This window comes from Colwellia sp. C2M11 (assembly GCF_018860915.1).
Lineage (GTDB): Bacteria > Pseudomonadota > Gammaproteobacteria > Enterobacterales > Alteromonadaceae > Colwellia.
Map to the genome: position 1 here is coordinate 1 of NZ_JAHKQD010000024.1, position 16,270 is coordinate 16,270.

14 protein-coding genes, 1 pseudogene and 1 riboswitch are annotated in these 16,270 nt (G+C 37.5%); of the genes and pseudogenes, 9 read left to right on the top strand and 6 right to left on the bottom strand.

What is annotated here, in order from left to right; translation table 11 throughout:
* Positions 1-570: 570 nt before the first annotated feature.
* The 5 genes from KO509_RS07650 to KO509_RS07670 form a co-directional block, all read right to left on the bottom strand.
* Entirely contained in the window at positions 571-1,332 is a 762-nt protein-coding gene (locus KO509_RS07650; protein ID WP_215972694.1) for an SDR family oxidoreductase, read from the bottom strand.
* A 29-nt stretch (positions 1,333-1,361) separates the two neighbouring features.
* On the bottom strand, positions 1,362-2,249 hold the full coding sequence (gene mmsB / locus KO509_RS07655; RefSeq protein WP_215972695.1) for a 3-hydroxyisobutyrate dehydrogenase: 888 nt from the start codon (positions 2,247-2,249) through the stop codon (positions 1,362-1,364).
* Positions 2,250-2,363: 114 nt separating this feature from the next.
* The gene (locus tag KO509_RS07660) at positions 2,364-3,503 is read right to left on the bottom strand and encodes an enoyl-CoA hydratase/isomerase family protein (RefSeq protein ID WP_215972696.1); all 1,140 of its coding nucleotides are present in this window, start codon (positions 3,501-3,503) and stop codon (positions 2,364-2,366) included.
* A gap of 73 nt (positions 3,504-3,576) precedes the next feature.
* Positions 3,577-4,734, bottom strand: coding sequence for an acyl-CoA dehydrogenase family protein (locus KO509_RS07665; protein WP_215972697.1), 1,158 nt, complete (start codon positions 4,732-4,734; stop codon positions 3,577-3,579).
* A 16-nt stretch (positions 4,735-4,750) separates the two neighbouring features.
* Entirely contained in the window at positions 4,751-5,935 is a 1,185-nt protein-coding gene (locus tag KO509_RS07670) for an acetyl-CoA C-acyltransferase (protein ID WP_215972698.1), read from the bottom strand.
* Between the two features lie 302 nt (positions 5,936-6,237).
* On the opposite strand from KO509_RS07670, the gene KO509_RS07675 reads away from it, so the two are divergent.
* The 9 genes from KO509_RS07675 (at position 6,238) to KO509_RS07715 (ending at position 15,661) form a co-directional block, all read left to right on the top strand.
* Positions 6,238-6,639, top strand: coding sequence for a MerR family DNA-binding transcriptional regulator (locus tag KO509_RS07675; RefSeq protein WP_215972699.1), 402 nt, complete (start codon positions 6,238-6,240; stop codon positions 6,637-6,639).
* Positions 6,640-6,697: 58 nt separating this feature from the next.
* A complete protein-coding gene (locus tag KO509_RS07680) occupies positions 6,698-7,867 on the top strand; it encodes an isovaleryl-CoA dehydrogenase (protein ID WP_215972700.1) in 1,170 nt (389 codons plus the stop codon).
* 56 nt (positions 7,868-7,923) lie between these two features.
* The gene (locus KO509_RS07685) at positions 7,924-9,531 is read left to right on the top strand and encodes a carboxyl transferase domain-containing protein (protein WP_215972701.1); all 1,608 of its coding nucleotides are present in this window, start codon (positions 7,924-7,926) and stop codon (positions 9,529-9,531) included.
* 34 nt (positions 9,532-9,565) lie between these two features.
* Positions 9,566-10,360 (top strand): enoyl-CoA hydratase/isomerase family protein, encoded by a 795-nt coding sequence (locus tag KO509_RS07690; protein ID WP_215972702.1) that lies wholly within the window; start codon positions 9,566-9,568, stop codon positions 10,358-10,360.
* A 49-nt stretch (positions 10,361-10,409) separates the two neighbouring features.
* Complete coding sequence (locus KO509_RS07695) at positions 10,410-12,437, top strand: acetyl/propionyl/methylcrotonyl-CoA carboxylase subunit alpha (protein WP_215972703.1); 2,028 nt, start codon at positions 10,410-10,412, stop codon at positions 12,435-12,437.
* A gap of 9 nt (positions 12,438-12,446) precedes the next feature.
* Positions 12,447-13,373, top strand: coding sequence for a hydroxymethylglutaryl-CoA lyase (locus KO509_RS07700; protein ID WP_289847532.1), 927 nt, complete (start codon positions 12,447-12,449; stop codon positions 13,371-13,373).
* 49 nt (positions 13,374-13,422) lie between these two features.
* Positions 13,423-14,121, top strand: a complete 699-nt coding sequence (locus KO509_RS07705; RefSeq protein ID WP_215972704.1) for a CoA transferase subunit A — start codon at positions 13,423-13,425, stop codon at positions 14,119-14,121.
* A 94-nt stretch (positions 14,122-14,215) separates the two neighbouring features.
* On the top strand, positions 14,216-14,872 hold the full coding sequence (locus KO509_RS07710) for a 3-oxoacid CoA-transferase subunit B (RefSeq protein WP_215972705.1): 657 nt from the start codon (positions 14,216-14,218) through the stop codon (positions 14,870-14,872).
* Positions 14,873-15,143: 271 nt separating this feature from the next.
* A riboswitch (cyclic di-GMP riboswitch) is annotated at positions 15,144-15,241 on the top strand.
* 60 nt (positions 15,242-15,301) lie between these two features.
* Positions 15,302-15,661 carry a DUF3718 domain-containing protein gene (locus KO509_RS07715; protein WP_215972706.1) on the top strand — a complete coding sequence of 120 codons (360 nt, stop codon included), beginning with the start codon at positions 15,302-15,304 and terminating at the stop codon, positions 15,659-15,661.
* Positions 15,662-16,003: 342 nt separating this feature from the next.
* Here KO509_RS07715 and KO509_RS07720 read toward each other — a convergent pair.
* A pseudogene (locus KO509_RS07720) lies at positions 16,004-16,270 on the bottom strand (transposase); the annotation flags it as partial.

Consider the following 16,270-nt stretch of genomic DNA (forward strand, 5'->3'; position numbering starts at 1 on the left):
ATTAAGCGTTTTTTTGTTCCGCTTTCCTAAGAAAGAAGAACTATGTAAAAACAAGTTAATGTGAGTATTCACACAAATTGCATGATAACTAATTGTTAAAGAAGATATCGAGTAACTGGATTAGTCGATATAGATGAGAGTCGCATTCGCTCTTCACCTAAACGATTTAAGTTGAACTATTAACTAAGTTAATGCCTAACTTTAATCGTGTTGCTCGTTGCTGTTGCCCCGAAGCAGGATGCGTATCATACGCTTCCGAGTTTTAATGTCAACATTTTATTTTGATATTTTTAAAAGTTTTTGCAAACTCTTAAACACTTCATTACTTAAATCAAAAGTAAACGTTAAGTTAACTATTTAGCATCAAATGAAAGTAGATAACTTATTAAAACAGCCCGTTGATGATTCGTTTTGCCTGAACCCCTTGGAACTGGAGCGCATTGTATAGAATTCTCTTACTGGGTCAAGCATAAATATCATTATTTTTGCTTTTATTTATCAATTAATGTTTAAGTGTTTAAAGCTTATTCAATTAAAACAAAAAACACTCAGAATTATGACATTATTGATTTACATTGCCAGCCCACCATCAACTTCTACCACTCTGCCACTGAAAAATTCATTTTCAAAAATGTATTTTGCAGTATGTGCAATCTCCTCTGCTTCGCCTAGACGCCCAACAGGTTTCATTTTTTCTAATCTATCTCGCATTTCCGGTTTCATCGCATCAGTCATAGCTGTACGTATAACACCGGGTGCTATTGCACCAACACGAATACCATGTCGCCCTAACTCTCTTGCCCATGTTGTTGTCATAGCAACCACACCAGCTTTTGCTGCAGCATAATTAGTTTGTCCTATGTTTCCACCACGTGCGATTGATGACATATTAATAATGACACCTTTACGACCAGACTCAATCATATGCACTGCAGCTTCTCTACCACACAGAAAAACACCCGTTAGATTTACATCAATAACAGATTGGAATTGCGCTAATGACATTTTTTTACTTACTACACCATCTTTAGCTTTAACAAACATACCATCTCTCAAGATACCTGCATTGTTAATTAAGCCATCGATACCATTAAAGTCTTCATTAATTTTTTTAAATGTCGATTCAACTTGCTCTTCATTACTTACATTTGCTAAATAGTATTTAACTGTTACGCCTTTTTCTTCAATAAGTGCAACTGTTTCTTGTAATAATGCTTCATTTAAATCAATCAGTGCAATATTGGCTCCATCTTGAGCAAAGTTAATTGCCATTGTACGGCCTAGACCTTGACCACCACCAGTAATGACAATTGTTTTATTCTCTAAGTTCATAATATTCTCTATTTATACTTTATTAATAGTTATTTGTTAAATAGGTTAAATATGCTGGAGAAGTCCTTTCCACCATTACCCGACGCCGCATGCATTACATACAAATTACGTGCTAATGCCCCCATAGGAGTTGATGATTGACTATCAACTGCTGTATCCATAGCTAAACCTAAGTCTTTTGCCATCAAGTCAACCATAAATCCACCTTTATAATCGTTTGATGAGGGAACATTTTCCATTACATCCGGGCACGGATTATAAACATCTAATGTCCAATTACTGCCTGAACTTTCACTCATAATGTTAGATAAAACCTTCGCATCTAGCCCATTTGCTAAACCTAATTGTAATGCTTCACTCGTACCAATCATTAATACAGACAACAACATATTATTACAGGCTTTGGCTATTTGCCCTGAGCCATGATCACCTGCATGGAAAATATTTTTACCCATAGTTTTTAAAATGGGCTCTACTTGGTTAAACTCATCAATAGATCCTCCCACCATAAAGCTTAATGTGCCAGCAACTGCACCGCCAACGCCACCAGATACTGGAGCATCAACAAAATTAATACCTTGGCCTGCTAATGCTGAAGCTACTTTACGTGATGTTGCAGCATCTATAGTTGAAGAATCAATAACTATACTGCCTTTTTCAATATGGTTAATTAACCCGGTTTCAGGTGATAAATAGACCCCATCAACATGCTTTCCTGCAGGTAGCATAGAAACAATAAATTGAGCATTTTTGACACACTCTATTGCACTTGCTTTAGTCGTTGCACCTTCATCAACAACTTGCGCTACAGCAGGCTCAGATAAATCGAAGACACAAACTTGATGTCCTGCTTTAACTAAGTTAATCGCCATAGGGCTCCCCATATTACCTAAACCGATAAATGCTATATTTGCCATTGTTCTTTCCTTATATTTTTATAATGATAGTTTTTGAAATAAACAGTATTTAACATTTTATTCTTTTGAATTTATTCCTAGTAACTAAACCTTAAGTCGTTTATTTCTCAATAACTAAAGGCCTAAATTGACTAGCGGGTGCTCTTCTTTTGCCCACTTAGATTCAAAAAACCAATCCACTACTTTATTATCAACAGTAACAACAGAGTCAAAATGCCATTGAGGGGAATTATCTTTATCAATAAGAAGTGCTCGTACACCTTCAACAAATTCACCAAACTTGCCTGATTTAGCGGACAGGTTTAACTCCATTCGGAAACAGTCAGCCAAAGATAATGATTTACCTACTTGCAGCTGTCTATATGCAATAGAGGCACTCAAAGCGCTACCATGCGCTAATGATTTTTGTGCTCGATTAAACCATTTGTCTTCACATTCAGCAGTTAATATACTTTTGACAATATCATTAAGGTTATCAAAACTAGTCACTTGATTAATTAAGGCCTTGTGCTCCTTAAGTTTACTATCAGGTAAGTAACTCGCTGAGTCTTGCTCGAAACTTAACAAAAGATTAGTAAGACTTTCATGGTTAGCTTTTGAAGACTCTTGCCAATCTAGTTGAGTTAACAGCTTTATAAATGCATCTTTATTATCATTTGCCACAAAATAATCTGCTAAATGACAATATTTAGCGTCGGCTGCATTGATAGAGGCGCCAGTAATGCCTAAAAATAACCCACAGCTATCTGGCATACGATTTAAAAAATAACTTCCTCCCACATCAGGATAAAGACCAATATTGATTTCAGGCATTGCAATGCGAGAACTCTCAGTCACTACGCGATGGCTACCACCAACCATTAGCCCTAGCCCTCCTCCCATAACAATGCCACTTCCCCATACGATAAAAGGTTTATTGAAAGTATGGATAAGGTAATCTAGTTGATATTCTTTGGTAAAATACTCTATTACTTCTGAAGAATAACCATCTGAATTTTCTTGCGTTTCTAGTTTTTTCATCGCTTGATACATATGTACGATGTCACCACCAGCACAAAAAGCTTTTTCTCCTTCACCTTGTAAAAAAATAGCAGCAATATTTTCTTGTGTTTGCCACTGCTTTAATTTTGGATAGAGTAACTCGATCATGTCAGCGCTTAACGCGTTTAATGATTTTGGTGAATTTAAGGTAATTACCGCTATTGTCTTACCATTATCACAATTAAGTTCATGAAAATTTACTACTTGAGTCATATAAAATTCCTACTTACTTTTCGATCCCGAGCCATAGCTTATTTTTTAAGTACTATTTAGTCTTAAAAATTCATTAAAGCAGTTGTCCAGCAGCTTCAGCTAATAAGCGACGAGCTATAATGACACGCATGATTTCATTCGTACCTTCAAGAATTTGATGGACACGCACATCTCTAAAATGTCGTTCTAATGGGTATTCTTTAATATAACCATAACCACCATGAATTTGCAGTGCAGCATCGCAAACTTGAAAACCAATATCTGTGGCAAAACGTTTTGCCATGGCACAATAAGCTGTCTTCTCTGGATCATTTTTATCTAATTTATAAGCCGCTAATCTTACCAATTGACGTGCAGCAACTAATTCCGTTGCCATATCCGCTAATTTAAACTGTAAGCCTTGAAAAGCAGCAATAGGTTTACCAAATTGCTCTCTTTCTTTCATATATTCCATTGAAATGTTTAAAGCTTGCTGTGCCGTGCCAATAGAACAAGTTGCAATATTAATACGACCACCATCAAGACCTTTCATTGCCATTGAAAAACCGTCACCTTCATCACCTAACAAATTCTCAATAGGAACTTTTACATTATCAAAGGTAATTTGACGCGTAGGTTGAGCATTCCAGCCAAGCTTGTGTTCAGCTTTACCATAAATAATACCATCTAAATTAGCAGGGATAACAATTGCTGAAATACCTTTAGGACCTTCGCCACCGGTACGTACCATTACAACTAAAACATCTGTAGCGCCGGCCCCCGAAATAAAAACTTTAGAGCCATTGATGATATAATTATCACCCTCTTTTTTTGCTGATGTTCTTAATGAAGCCGAATCAGATCCAGCCCCCGGCTCGGTTAAACAATAAGAAGCAAGCTTTTCACCTGTGACTAATGATGGACACCAGGTATCCTTTATAGAGTCCTTGCCCCAGGTTGCTATCATCCATGTTGCCATATTATGAATAGTCATCATGGCAGTGGTAGCCGTACACCCCATAGCTAATTGTTCAAAAATTATAGAGGAATCTAGACGGCTTAGATTTAACCCCCCTGCTGATTCAGGTGTATATAAAGAGCAGAAGCCTAATTCACCAGCTTTAGCAATAACGTCTTTTGGGAAAATACTTTCTTGATCCCATTTAGCACTATTAGGTAATAATTCACTATCACTAAATTGCTTAGCGGTATCAGAAAACATTTGTTGATCTTCAGTTAAGTCAAAATTCATAATATTTCCTAATTAATTATAACATTTCCAAAGCAATGGCCGTTGCTTCACCACCGCCAATGCATAAAGAAGCAACACCTTTGGATAAGCCTTTATTTTTTAAAGCATGAATCAGAGTAACCATAATGCGTGCCCCACTAGCACCTAGTGGATGACCTAATGCGCATGCTCCACCATGAACATTAACTTTATTAATATCTAAACTCATCTCTTTAACCGCGAGCATAGTTACCATTGCAAACGCTTCATTGATTTCAAATAAATCAACATCATCTGCTGCCCAACCTGCTTTTTCTAATAATTTTGTCATTGCACCTACAGGTGCCGCCGTAAATTCAGCTGGTTTTTGTGCATGAGTAGCGTGGGCCACTATTTTACAAAGCGGCGTTAAACCATGCGCTTGCGCAGTTGATAGCTTCATCATAACTAGTGCTGCACCACCATCAGAAATTGAACTAGAATTCGCCGCAGTTATTGTTCCATCTTTTTTGAAAGCGGCTCTTAATGAAGGTATTTTTTCTGGGCGAGCATTACCCGGTTGTTCATCTGTATCTATGATAGTTTCTTGTCGTCTATTTATAACAGTGACGGGTGCTATTTCATTTTTAAAAGCGCCTGACTCAATCGCTGCGTTAGCACGAGATAAAGAGCGGATAGCAAACTCATCCATCGCTTCACGACTAAAACCTGCCTCATCAGCAGTTTCTTGTGCAAAGCAGCCCATAGAAATACCATCATAGGCATTTTCTAAACCATCAAGCATCATATGATCGATTACTTGACCATGCCCCATTCGCATCCCAGATCTAGCATTGGGTAGAAGATAAGGAGCATTACTCATACTTTCCATCCCGCCAGCAACGGCAACTTCAATTGAGCCCGCAAGTAGCCCATCATGAGCTTGCATAGCTGCTTTCATACCTGAACCACACACTTTATTAATAGTGGTACAAACCGTCGATAAAGATAAATCGGCGGCAATAGCTGCTTGTCTCGCAGGAGCCTGCTTTAAACCTGCGGGTAAAACACACCCCATGATTACCTCATCGACTTGATCATTATTTAATTTCGCTTGAGCTACAGCAGCTTTTATCGCAGTTGCACCAAGCTCTGGTGCTGTAACATTTGAAAAACAGCCGCTAAAACCACCCATAGGCGTTCTTAATGCTGAAACAATTACAATAGGATCACTTTGTGACATGATAATCTCCAAAATAAGAAAGATGATATAAACTTTAATAATATTAAGCTAAATAGCCTACAACAATATAACGTTTACGCCAACGTAAACTTTAGTACTAGTCTTTACTCTTATTTACAATGTCGTATTTATTTCGTTACTGTGTGTAAAACAAAGAGTACAAAAAGCTCAAACCCAAATAACTAAGCTAACATTAAAACTAATTTTAAATATTATGATGACATTACTTAAAAACCCACTTTACGTTAACGTAAACTTCCTGTAGAGTTATTTTAACAATAATTGCAAGTAATCAATACCAGATGAATATAAAAAACAAACCAAATCAGACTAACTACTCGATTGGAGAATTATCAAAAGAGTTTGATATTACTACGCGAAGTATTCGTTTTTATGAGGATCAAGGCTTACTTATGCCTTCACGTAAGGGACAAACTCGCATTTATAACCAAAGAGATAGAGTTAGGCTTAAATTAATATTACGTGGTAAACGCCTAGGCTTCTCATTAGCTGAAACAGGAAAATTATTTGAACTGTATGACGCTGATAAGTCTAGTGCAAAACAGTTATCAAGTATGATGGAATTAATCGCAAGCAAAAAAAAATCATTAGAACAACAACTTGCTGATATTAACGATGTATTAATTGAGCTAAATGATTTAGAAGAAAATTGTCAAAACATTTTAACGAAATTAACAAAATAGAAAAACACTAATAATAAATAAACCACTTTAGTTAACCAAATTAAAAAAGGAAAAATCTATGATCTCTTCATTTAGCTCACTTAATTTTAACTTAGGCGAAACCGTCGATATGATACGCGATCAAGTGAATGCTTTTGCTCGTGATGAAATCGCACCACGCGCCGAACAAATAGACATAGATAATGAATTTCCAAGTGATTTATGGCGAAAATTTGGTGACATGGGGTTATTAGGGATGACCGTTGAAGAAGAATATGGCGGCTCTGGCTTAGGTTACTTAGAGCATATCGTTGCTATGCAAGAAATTAGTAGAGCTTCTGCTTCTGTCGGCTTAAGTTATGGCGCTATGTCTAATTTATGTTTAAACCAACTGCGCAAAAATGGATCCCATGAACAAAAACTAAAGTACCTTCCTAAACTTTGTACTGGCGAACATATCGGCGCATTGGCGATGAGCGAGCCTAACGCGGGTAGTGATGTTGTTAGTATGAAGCTCTCTGCTAGGAAAGATGGTGATAAATATATTCTTAATGGCAATAAAATGTGGATTACCAATGGTCCAGATGCTGATGTTTATGTGATTTACGCTAAAACAGATACTAGTGCAGGTTCAAAAGGAATTACTGCTTTTATCGTTGAACGTGACTACCCAGGATTTTCCCGTCATCAAAAACTCGATAAATTAGGCATGCGTGGCTCTAATACTTGTGAACTCGTATTTCAAGATTGTGAAGTGCCTGCAGAAAACATCTTAGGTCATGAAGGTAAAGGTGTGCGTGTGCTAATGTCAGGTTTAGATTATGAACGTGTTGTTTTATCTGGTGGTTCGTTAGGCATTATGGATGCTTGCATGGATTTAGTCGTACCTTATATCCATGACAGAAAACAATTTGGCCAATCAATTGGAGAATTTCAATTAGTACAAGGTAAAGTGGCTGACATGTATACGCAAATGAATGCCGCAAAATCATACGCTTATATGGTTGCAGCAGCCTGTGATCGCGGTGAAACGACACGTAAGGATTCCGCTGCCGTTATTTTGTATGCAGCAGAGCTAGCCACCAAAATGGCGCTCGATACAATTCAATTACTTGGCGGCAATGGCTATATCAATGAATTTCCTGCAGGACGTTTATTACGTGACGCTAAACTTTATGAAATTGGCGCCGGTACGTCAGAAATTCGAAGAATGCTGATCGGGCGTGAGTTGTTCAACGAATCAAAGTAATCATTTGTTTTATTGTTAATTAATCCAACTACTTCGTTAAATAATAAGGCTTTCCCGTGGCAAAAATAATTTCAAAAATAAACACTCGCAGTCAAGATTTCTTAGATAATGCTGCTCACATGCAAGCACAAATTGATGATTTACGTGCAAAGATTAGTGAAATAAAACTGGGTGGTGGCGAACGTTCTCGCGAGCGCCATCTTAGCCGAGGAAAATTATTACCTCGTGATCGCGTCAATGCATTAATTGATGAGGGCGCTGCCTTTTTAGAGTTCTCACAACTCGCCGCTTACAAAGTTTATGATGATGATGTGCCTAGTGCAGGTATTATCACTGGCATTGGTCGTGTTAGCGGTCAAGAATGTGTAATAGTTGCTAATGACGCCACCGTAAAAGGTGGCACATATTATCCACTAACAGTAAAAAAGCACCTTAGAGCACAGGCTATCGCACAAGAAAATAATCTTCCTTGTATTTATTTAGTAGATTCTGGCGGAGCTAACTTACCAAATCAAGATGATGTTTTTCCAGACAAGGAACATTTTGGACGTATTTTCTTTAATCAAGCCAATATGTCAGCTAAAAACATCCCACAAATTGCGGTTGTTATGGGTTCATGTACTGCAGGGGGTGCTTATGTGCCAGCAATGGCTGATGAATCTATTATTGTTAAAGAACAAGGCACAATATTTTTAGCCGGACCTCCCCTTGTTAAAGCAGCAACAGGCGAAGTTGTTAGTGCTGAAGATTTAGGTGGTGCAGATGTACATTGTCGCACTTCAGGTGTTACCGATCACTATGCACAAAATGATCATCATGCACTTGAGATTGCACGCTCTGCTATTAAAAATTTAAATAACATAAAGCCTATCAATATTGATATACAAGAAGTTGTTGAGCCTGAATACCCTAGCGAAGATATTTACGGCATTATTCCAAAAGATACTCGCCAACCTTATGACGTACGAGAAATTATTGCTCGCCTTGTGGATGCCAGTGAATTCCATGAATTTAAAGCACTCTATGGTAATACCCTAGTATGTGGCTTCGCTAATATATTCGGCTATCCCATTGGAATTGTCGCCAATAATGGAGTGCTCTTTGGTGAATCAGCCGAGAAAGGTGCGCATTTTATTCAATTATGTGCTCAACGAAAAATTCCACTGATATTTTTACAAAACATCACCGGTTTTATGGTAGGTAAACAATATGAGTCAGGTGGTATAGCAAAACATGGTGCCAAAATGGTCACGGCTGTTGCAACAGCACAAGTACCTAAATTTACTATTCTGATAGGTGGCAGCTTTGGTGCCGGTAACTATGGTATGTGTGGTAGAGCTTACGATCCTCGTTTCTTATTTATGTGGCCAAATGCACGCATCTCCGTCATGGGTGGCGAACAAGCTGCGGGTGTTATGGCACAAGTAACACGTGATAAAAAAGAAAAGTTGGGTGAAACTTGGAGTGAATCAGACGAACAAGCCTTTAAACAGCCAATTATTGATAATTATGAACATCAAGGTCACCCTTACTTTGCTTCAGCACGATTATGGGATGATGGCATTATAGATCCTGCTGATACTCGTCAAGTATTAGGCTTAGCTATTTCAGCCGCACTAAACTCCCCAATTGATGATACTAAGTTTGGCATCTTTAGAATGTAATACTGGTGTTAAGAGAAAAATAAGGCGCATTAATATGAACACACCTAATGAAAAAGTTTTATTTGCGGTAGATGAGCAAGGTGTTGCTACCGTTACTTTAAATAATCCAGATAAACACAATGCTTTCGATGATGAAATCATAAAACAATTAACAACTATATTTAATGATATTAGTAAGCGCGAAGACATTAGTATCACGGTCCTAGCATCAAACGGAAAAAGCTTTAGTGCGGGTGCCGACCTAGGTTGGATGAAACGTATGGCCAGCTATTCTTATCAGGATAACTTGAAAGATGCTAACGCCCTAGCCCAAATGTTAAAAGCATTAAATTTCCTACCACAAACAACAATAGCCAAAATTCAGGGTGCAGCTTTTGGTGGTGCAGTAGGTTTAGCAAGTTGTTGCGATATTGTTATTGCGAGCACTAAAGCAAGCTTCTGTTTAAGTGAAGTTAAATTAGGTCTTATTCCTGCAACTATCAGTCCTTATGTTGTCGATGCTATCGGGTTAAAGGCGAGTCGTCGTTACTTTCAAACCGCAGAGCGATTTTTCAGTGAAAAAGCACAACAATTGGGCTTAGTTGATGAAATTGTTGATCCTGATGACTTAACCAATGAAGTCAAAAGAATGATAACAATATTACTTGCTAATGGTAGTCAAGCTAGACGAAAAGCAAAAAAACTCAGTCAAGACGTTGCGTTTAAAACCGTAGATGATGCGTTACTAACAAATACCAGTGAGCGAATAGCTGCGATCAGAGTATCAGAAGAAGGTCAAGAAGGCTTAAATGCTTTTTTTGAAAAACGTTTGCCAAACTGGCAAAAATAAAAAGTATTAATGGCATTTATTTATAGGCCTGAATTCAAGAGGAAATAACATGTTCAATAAAATATTAATTGCTAATCGTGGTGAAATTGCCTGTCGTATTATAAAAACAGCGAAAAGTATGGGCGTTTTAACCGTGGCTATTTATTCAGACGCAGACAAAAATGCCTTACATGTACAAATGGCCGATGAAGCTATTTATATAGGTCCTTCACCATCACGTGAGAGCTACCTTTTAGGCGATAATGTTATTGCTGCTGCAATTCAAACAGGCGCACAGGCAATTCACCCTGGTTATGGTTTCCTCTCTGAAAATGCCGATTTCTGTCGTTCTTGTGCTAAGCAAAACATTACCTTTATTGGTCCACCGGTAGCTGCAATAGAAGCTATGGGGTCAAAGTCAGCCGCTAAAAACATTATGGAAAAAGCCAACGTACCTTTAGTACCTGGCTACCATGGTGACGACCAATCAAATGAAGTAATTAAAAAAGCTGCTGATGATATGGGCTATCCAGTATTATTAAAAGCGACCGCTGGCGGTGGTGGTAAAGGTATGCGCCAAGTATGGAACGAACAAGAGTTTGCAGAAGGCCTCGCGGCAGCAAAACGAGAAGCAATGTCATCTTTTGGTGACGATACTATGTTAGTAGAGAAATATCTAACTCAGCCTCGTCATGTTGAAATTCAAGTTTTTTGTGATAACCACAACAATGCTGTTTACTTATTCGAACGAGATTGTTCGGTACAACGTCGTCACCAAAAAGTGATTGAAGAAGCCCCGGCTTTTGGTATGAGTGAAGAGTTACGTGCACAGATGGGTGAGTCTGCAATAAAGTCAGCTCAAGCGATTGGTTATCAAGGTGCTGGTACGGTTGAGTTTTTACTTGATGTTGATGGTTCTTTCTATTTTATGGAAATGAATACTCGTCTACAGGTTGAGCATCCAGTCACTGAAATGATTAGTGGCCAAGATTTAGTCGAATGGCAATTGCGTGTTGCCGCTGGTGAAATCTTACCTAAAACGCAAGAGCAACTAGTGCTCAATGGACATGCTTTTGAAGCCCGTATTTATGCCGAAGATCCTAATAAAGACTTTCTTCCGGCAACAGGTAAGCTAAGCTTATTGCAAACGCCTGTTGAAAGTAAGCATGTCCGTATTGATACCGGTGTTCGTCAAGGAGATGAGGTAAGTGTTTATTACGATCCTATGATCGCAAAATTAATTGTATGGGATGAGAATCGTGAAAAAGCACTAACACGTTTGAGCAAAGCATTAAGCGAATATCGTATCAATGGTGTAACAACGAATATTGATTTCCTCTATAACTTAGCAACATCGCAACCATTTATAGATGAAGAAATAGACACGAGTTTTATTGAAAAAAATAATGAGCTTATTTTCAAGAATAAACAACAACTATTACAAAACGAATTACCAATCGCCGCTTTATACCTCATCTTAACAAGGCAACACAAAACCCAAAAAGATGCGCTAAAAAGTAGTGATTCAAATTCACCTTGGCACAATGCCAATGCATGGCGTTTAAATGAACCTTATATACATTCGTTCGTGCTAGCGCATAACGAAACGGAGTATAACGTTGAAATTGAACAAAAAAACCACGGCTCTGATGTCAATTATTCACTGAATGTGAATGGTAAGCAATTTAATTGTCAAGGTAGCCTAAATAACGACCTTCTCATTACCACGATCAATGGTCACCGTAGTACAACAACGGTCAGTCTTATTAATAATAATATTAATTTATACAGAGAAAATGGTGTATTCAACTTTATTCATATTTTACCTGATTGTGGCCAACATGATAATGAAAATGGACATGGTGGTTTAACCGCGCCAATGAATGGCACCATGATTAGTGTATTAGTAAAAGCTGGCGATACCGTTAGTAAAAATCAACCGCTAGTTATTATGGAAGCAATGAAAATGGAACATACGATTAAAGCCCCCAGTGACGGTATCATTAATGAAATATTCTTCCAAGCTGGCGATATGGTTGATGGCGGAGCCGAGTTATTGGCATTTAGCGAACAGATAAATGTCAATGATGAAGCATAAGGAGCTAGCATGAATAACATCTTATCCCCTCTTATGCCTACTCAAGTAAAAATAGTGGAAGTAGGACCAAGAGATGGCTTACAAAACGAAGCGAAGCTAATAAGCGCAAGTGATAAAATCAGCTTAATAGAAAAACTTGTTAGTGCAGGAGTTAGTTATGTAGAAAGCGGCAGTTTTGTGTCTCCTAAGTGGGTACCACAAATGGCAACGTCTACTGAAGTATTTAAAACATTGAATCGTAAGAATAATGTCACTTATGCTGCGCTTACACCTAATATACGCGGGTTTGAAAATGCGATGGCAGTCAATGTTAATGAAGTAGCCATTTTTGGTGCTGCGTCAGAAAGCTTTAGCCAAAAAAATATTAACTGCTCAATTAAAGAAAGCTTAGAACGTTTTATTCCTATTATGGATGCAGCGAAACAAGCCAACGTAAAAGTAAGGGGCTACGTTTCATGTGTTTTAGGCTGCCCTTACGAGGGAGATATAGCACCAGAAGACGTTGCTAAAGTTGCTAAAAAACTCTACGAAATGGGCTGCTATGAAATATCTCTTGGCGATACCATAGGTGTTGGTACACCGGCTAAAGTCACACAAATGATACAAGCGGTTAGTGCTCATGTACCAATAAATAAGCTAGCGGTACATTTTCATGATACCTATGGACAAGCGTTAACCAATATTTACGCAGCTCTTCAAATGGGTATTAAGGTCGTCGATAGTGCTATTGCAGGTTTAGGTGGTTGTCCTTATGCTAAAGGTGCATCAGGTAATGTTGCTACTGAAGATGTTGTTTACATGTTAAATGGTTTAGGTATAGAAACAGGAATAGATTTTACCAAATTGCTTGAAGCTGGTTGGTATATCAGCGAAAAACTAGCTAAAGCGCCAATATCAAAAGTATCAAATGCTTATTTAGCGAATAAAAACACTTAGTATGTTAGCAAAAAATATAATAAACGAATAAAGCATCGAGGAGAAAACAATGGCAGGATTTGACAAAGTAGTTGCTAGTTATGAAGAAGCCATGGCAGGCCTAACTGACAACATGACTGTAATTGCAGGTGGTTTTGGCTTATGTGGAATTCCTGAAAACTTAATTCAGGAAATTAAACGCAAAGGTACAAAAGGTTTAACATTAGTTTCTAATAACTGTGGTGTTGATGATTTTGGCTTAGGAATTTTATTGCCTGATCGCCAGATAAAAAAAATCATTGCTTCTTATGTTGGTGAAAATGCTGAATTTGAGCGTCAAATGATGGCCGGCGAGCTCGATGTAGAGTTAACACCACAAGGAACGTTAGCAGAGAAAATGCGTGCTGGTGGTGCAGGAATACCCGCTTTTTTCACCGCCACAGGCTATGGAACACCTGTTGCAGTAGGGAAAGAAGAAAGAAAGTTTAACGGTCGCCATTATATTCTAGAAGAAGCTATCACTGGAGATTTCGCCATTGTAAAAGCATGGAAAGCGGACCGATACGGTAACTTGGTTTTTAGAAAAACAGCACGTAATTTTAATCCAATGGCAGCAACCGCAGGCAAAATAACCGTTGTTGAAGTAGAGGAAATAGTCGAACCTGGTGAGCTAGACCCTGATCAAATTCATACTGCTGGAATTTATGTCGACAGACTAATTTTAGGCACCTTCGAAAAACGGATTGAACAGCGCACTATTCGCTCATAAGAATAAATTAAATAATAATTAACGGGTGAATAGCTAACTATTATTGTCTATACCACAACAATAAGGTTAACGGAAACCCTAGAGGAGATAGATTATGGCTCTTTCAAGAGAACAACTTGCACAACGTGTAGCTCAAGAACTTCAAGATGGTTATTACGTTAATTTAGGCATAGGTATTCCGACCCTTGTCGCTAATTACGTACCTGAAGATATCGAAGTTATGCTACAGTCTGAAAATGGCTTATTAGGGATGGGGCAATTTCCAACTGAAGAAGAAATTGATGCCGATCTTATTAATGCAGGTAAACAAACGGTTACCATGGCGACAGGTGCTTCTCTTTTTGATTCTGCCGAGTCATTTGCCATGATCCGAGGTGGTCATGTTGATTTAACGGTACTAGGAGCATTTGAAGTTGATGTCAATGGCAATATTGCTTCCTATATGATCCCTGGAAAGTTAATTAAAGGTATGGGTGGCGCAATGGATCTAGTGGCTGGTGCCGATAATATTATTGTTACCATGACACATGCATCAAAACATGGCGTATCTAAGTTATTAAATAACTGTACACTACCTTTAACAGGAAAAGGGTGTATAAAAAAAGTATTAACAGACTTAGCATATATAGAAATAAAAGAAGGTAAATTTCATTTATTAGAGCGCGCACCAGGCGTATCGGTAGAGGAAATAATAAAACTAACTGAAGGTGAATTAGTTGTAAATGAAAATACACCTGAAATGCAGTTCTAGCCCTTAGCTTGTATGAATAGCATTCAAAGTATAATTATTTAACCTAAAATAGTTATACTTTGATAAAAAGCATCTGAATTACAAATTCCCTCCTCCCCTTATGTAATAATAATATAGACAAATTGTAAGCAAATTGTAAGCAAATTGTTTCAACTTGAAATAATGAAAATTTTTTCCTAAATAAATATTTTTTCAACAGATTATCTCTTTATATAACAATAAGCTAAATGATATTTGCATTTCCTTAAAATATTAGAGATAATGTTATTTGACAAAGAAAAGGCAAAGCATATGAAAGTATGCGACGCAAAACCACCGGCCTACGGGATTTTCTAATACTGGAGAATCTACGGCAGCGGAGTCACCTCGTTCATAGGTACATCCCGTGGTTTTTTCTTTTAATAATCCATCTATATAAAGGTTACTAAAATGAAAAAATTATTAATAGCTTCAACCATCACTGTTTTAACTTTAACGTCTGTTGTATCGACACCTAAAGCACAAGCTACTAACATAGCACAAAGTATATGTGAGTATGTGGCTGCTGATGACAAGAAACGCATGCGTTCATTTTTGAAAATGAATAAATTAAAGATTCGTCGTATTTTCGACGGCATTCAGTGTAATGGTAAGAACTTATTAGAGTTTGCATCAGCAAGCGGTTCTGTAGAAACAGGATCTTTGATGATTTCAAAATTACCAAAGAGTGTTGTTTCTGCTAACTTAGCAATGTTACAAACTGGATCGAAACCATTGATTGATGTTGCTAACGAACGCGTTAGCAGCTAATAAATTATTATCAGATAAGAAAACTACTTAATTATTCCATCACCTAGGTGAAAATAGTGACAAGTAGAAGATTAATTGTTAATAATTCTATGTCATTTTAAAAAACCAGCTTTAGCTGGTTTTTTTTTATTTAATTTTCCTTACACTAATACTACTGCTTTTTTATAAGTACAATTTATACTAGTTGTGATAGTTGTATGATCTAATACCAAACGGATTAATTAATCGACCAGTTTAGTCCAATCTCTAGTGCATAAACTTTTTACTCTTTCTATATCCCCTATGAAGTTCTTCCATCCCTTTGAACACTGTTCAACAATATTGTAATACCAATTCCGATAATTAGCTGTTCACATTAGCCCACTCCCGATGACAGAGTGATAAGACTCTCTCCTTACTACTTCTAAATCGATTCCAAGCACTTATCAACGATATCTTCATAATCTTTAAAACAACGATTTGCTATTTCATTTTGTCTTATCCATGACCATACTTGCTCTATCGGATTTAGCTCCGGTGAATAAGGCGGAATATGTATGATTGATAAATTATCATAACCGTCACTAAGATGTTCCTGATGCCAACTTGCACCATCCATTAATACAACTG

Coding starts and splice junctions, on each gene's coding strand:
- KO509_RS07675 (WP_215972699.1), top strand. CDS start 6,238: ATGAATATAAAAAACAAACCAAATCAGACTAACTACTCGATTGGAGAA.
- KO509_RS07710 (WP_215972705.1), top strand. CDS start 14,216: ATGGCTCTTTCAAGAGAACAACTTGCACAACGTGTAGCTCAAGAACTT.
- KO509_RS07670 (WP_215972698.1), bottom strand. CDS start 5,935: ATGTCACAAAGTGATCCTATTGTAATTGTTTCAGCATTAAGAACGCCT.
- KO509_RS07695 (WP_215972703.1), top strand. CDS start 10,410: ATGTTCAATAAAATATTAATTGCTAATCGTGGTGAAATTGCCTGTCGT.
- KO509_RS07690 (WP_215972702.1), top strand. CDS start 9,566: ATGAACACACCTAATGAAAAAGTTTTATTTGCGGTAGATGAGCAAGGT.
- KO509_RS07680 (WP_215972700.1), top strand. CDS start 6,698: ATGATCTCTTCATTTAGCTCACTTAATTTTAACTTAGGCGAAACCGTC.
- KO509_RS07705 (WP_215972704.1), top strand. CDS start 13,423: ATGGCAGGATTTGACAAAGTAGTTGCTAGTTATGAAGAAGCCATGGCA.
- KO509_RS07715 (WP_215972706.1), top strand. CDS start 15,302: ATGAAAAAATTATTAATAGCTTCAACCATCACTGTTTTAACTTTAACG.
- KO509_RS07660 (WP_215972696.1), bottom strand. CDS start 3,503: ATGACTCAAGTAGTAAATTTTCATGAACTTAATTGTGATAATGGTAAG.
- KO509_RS07650 (WP_215972694.1), bottom strand. CDS start 1,332: ATGAACTTAGAGAATAAAACAATTGTCATTACTGGTGGTGGTCAAGGT.
- mmsB (WP_215972695.1), bottom strand. CDS start 2,249: ATGGCAAATATAGCATTTATCGGTTTAGGTAATATGGGGAGCCCTATG.
- KO509_RS07700 (WP_289847532.1), top strand. CDS start 12,447: ATGAATAACATCTTATCCCCTCTTATGCCTACTCAAGTAAAAATAGTG.
- KO509_RS07665 (WP_215972697.1), bottom strand. CDS start 4,734: ATGAATTTTGACTTAACTGAAGATCAACAAATGTTTTCTGATACCGCT.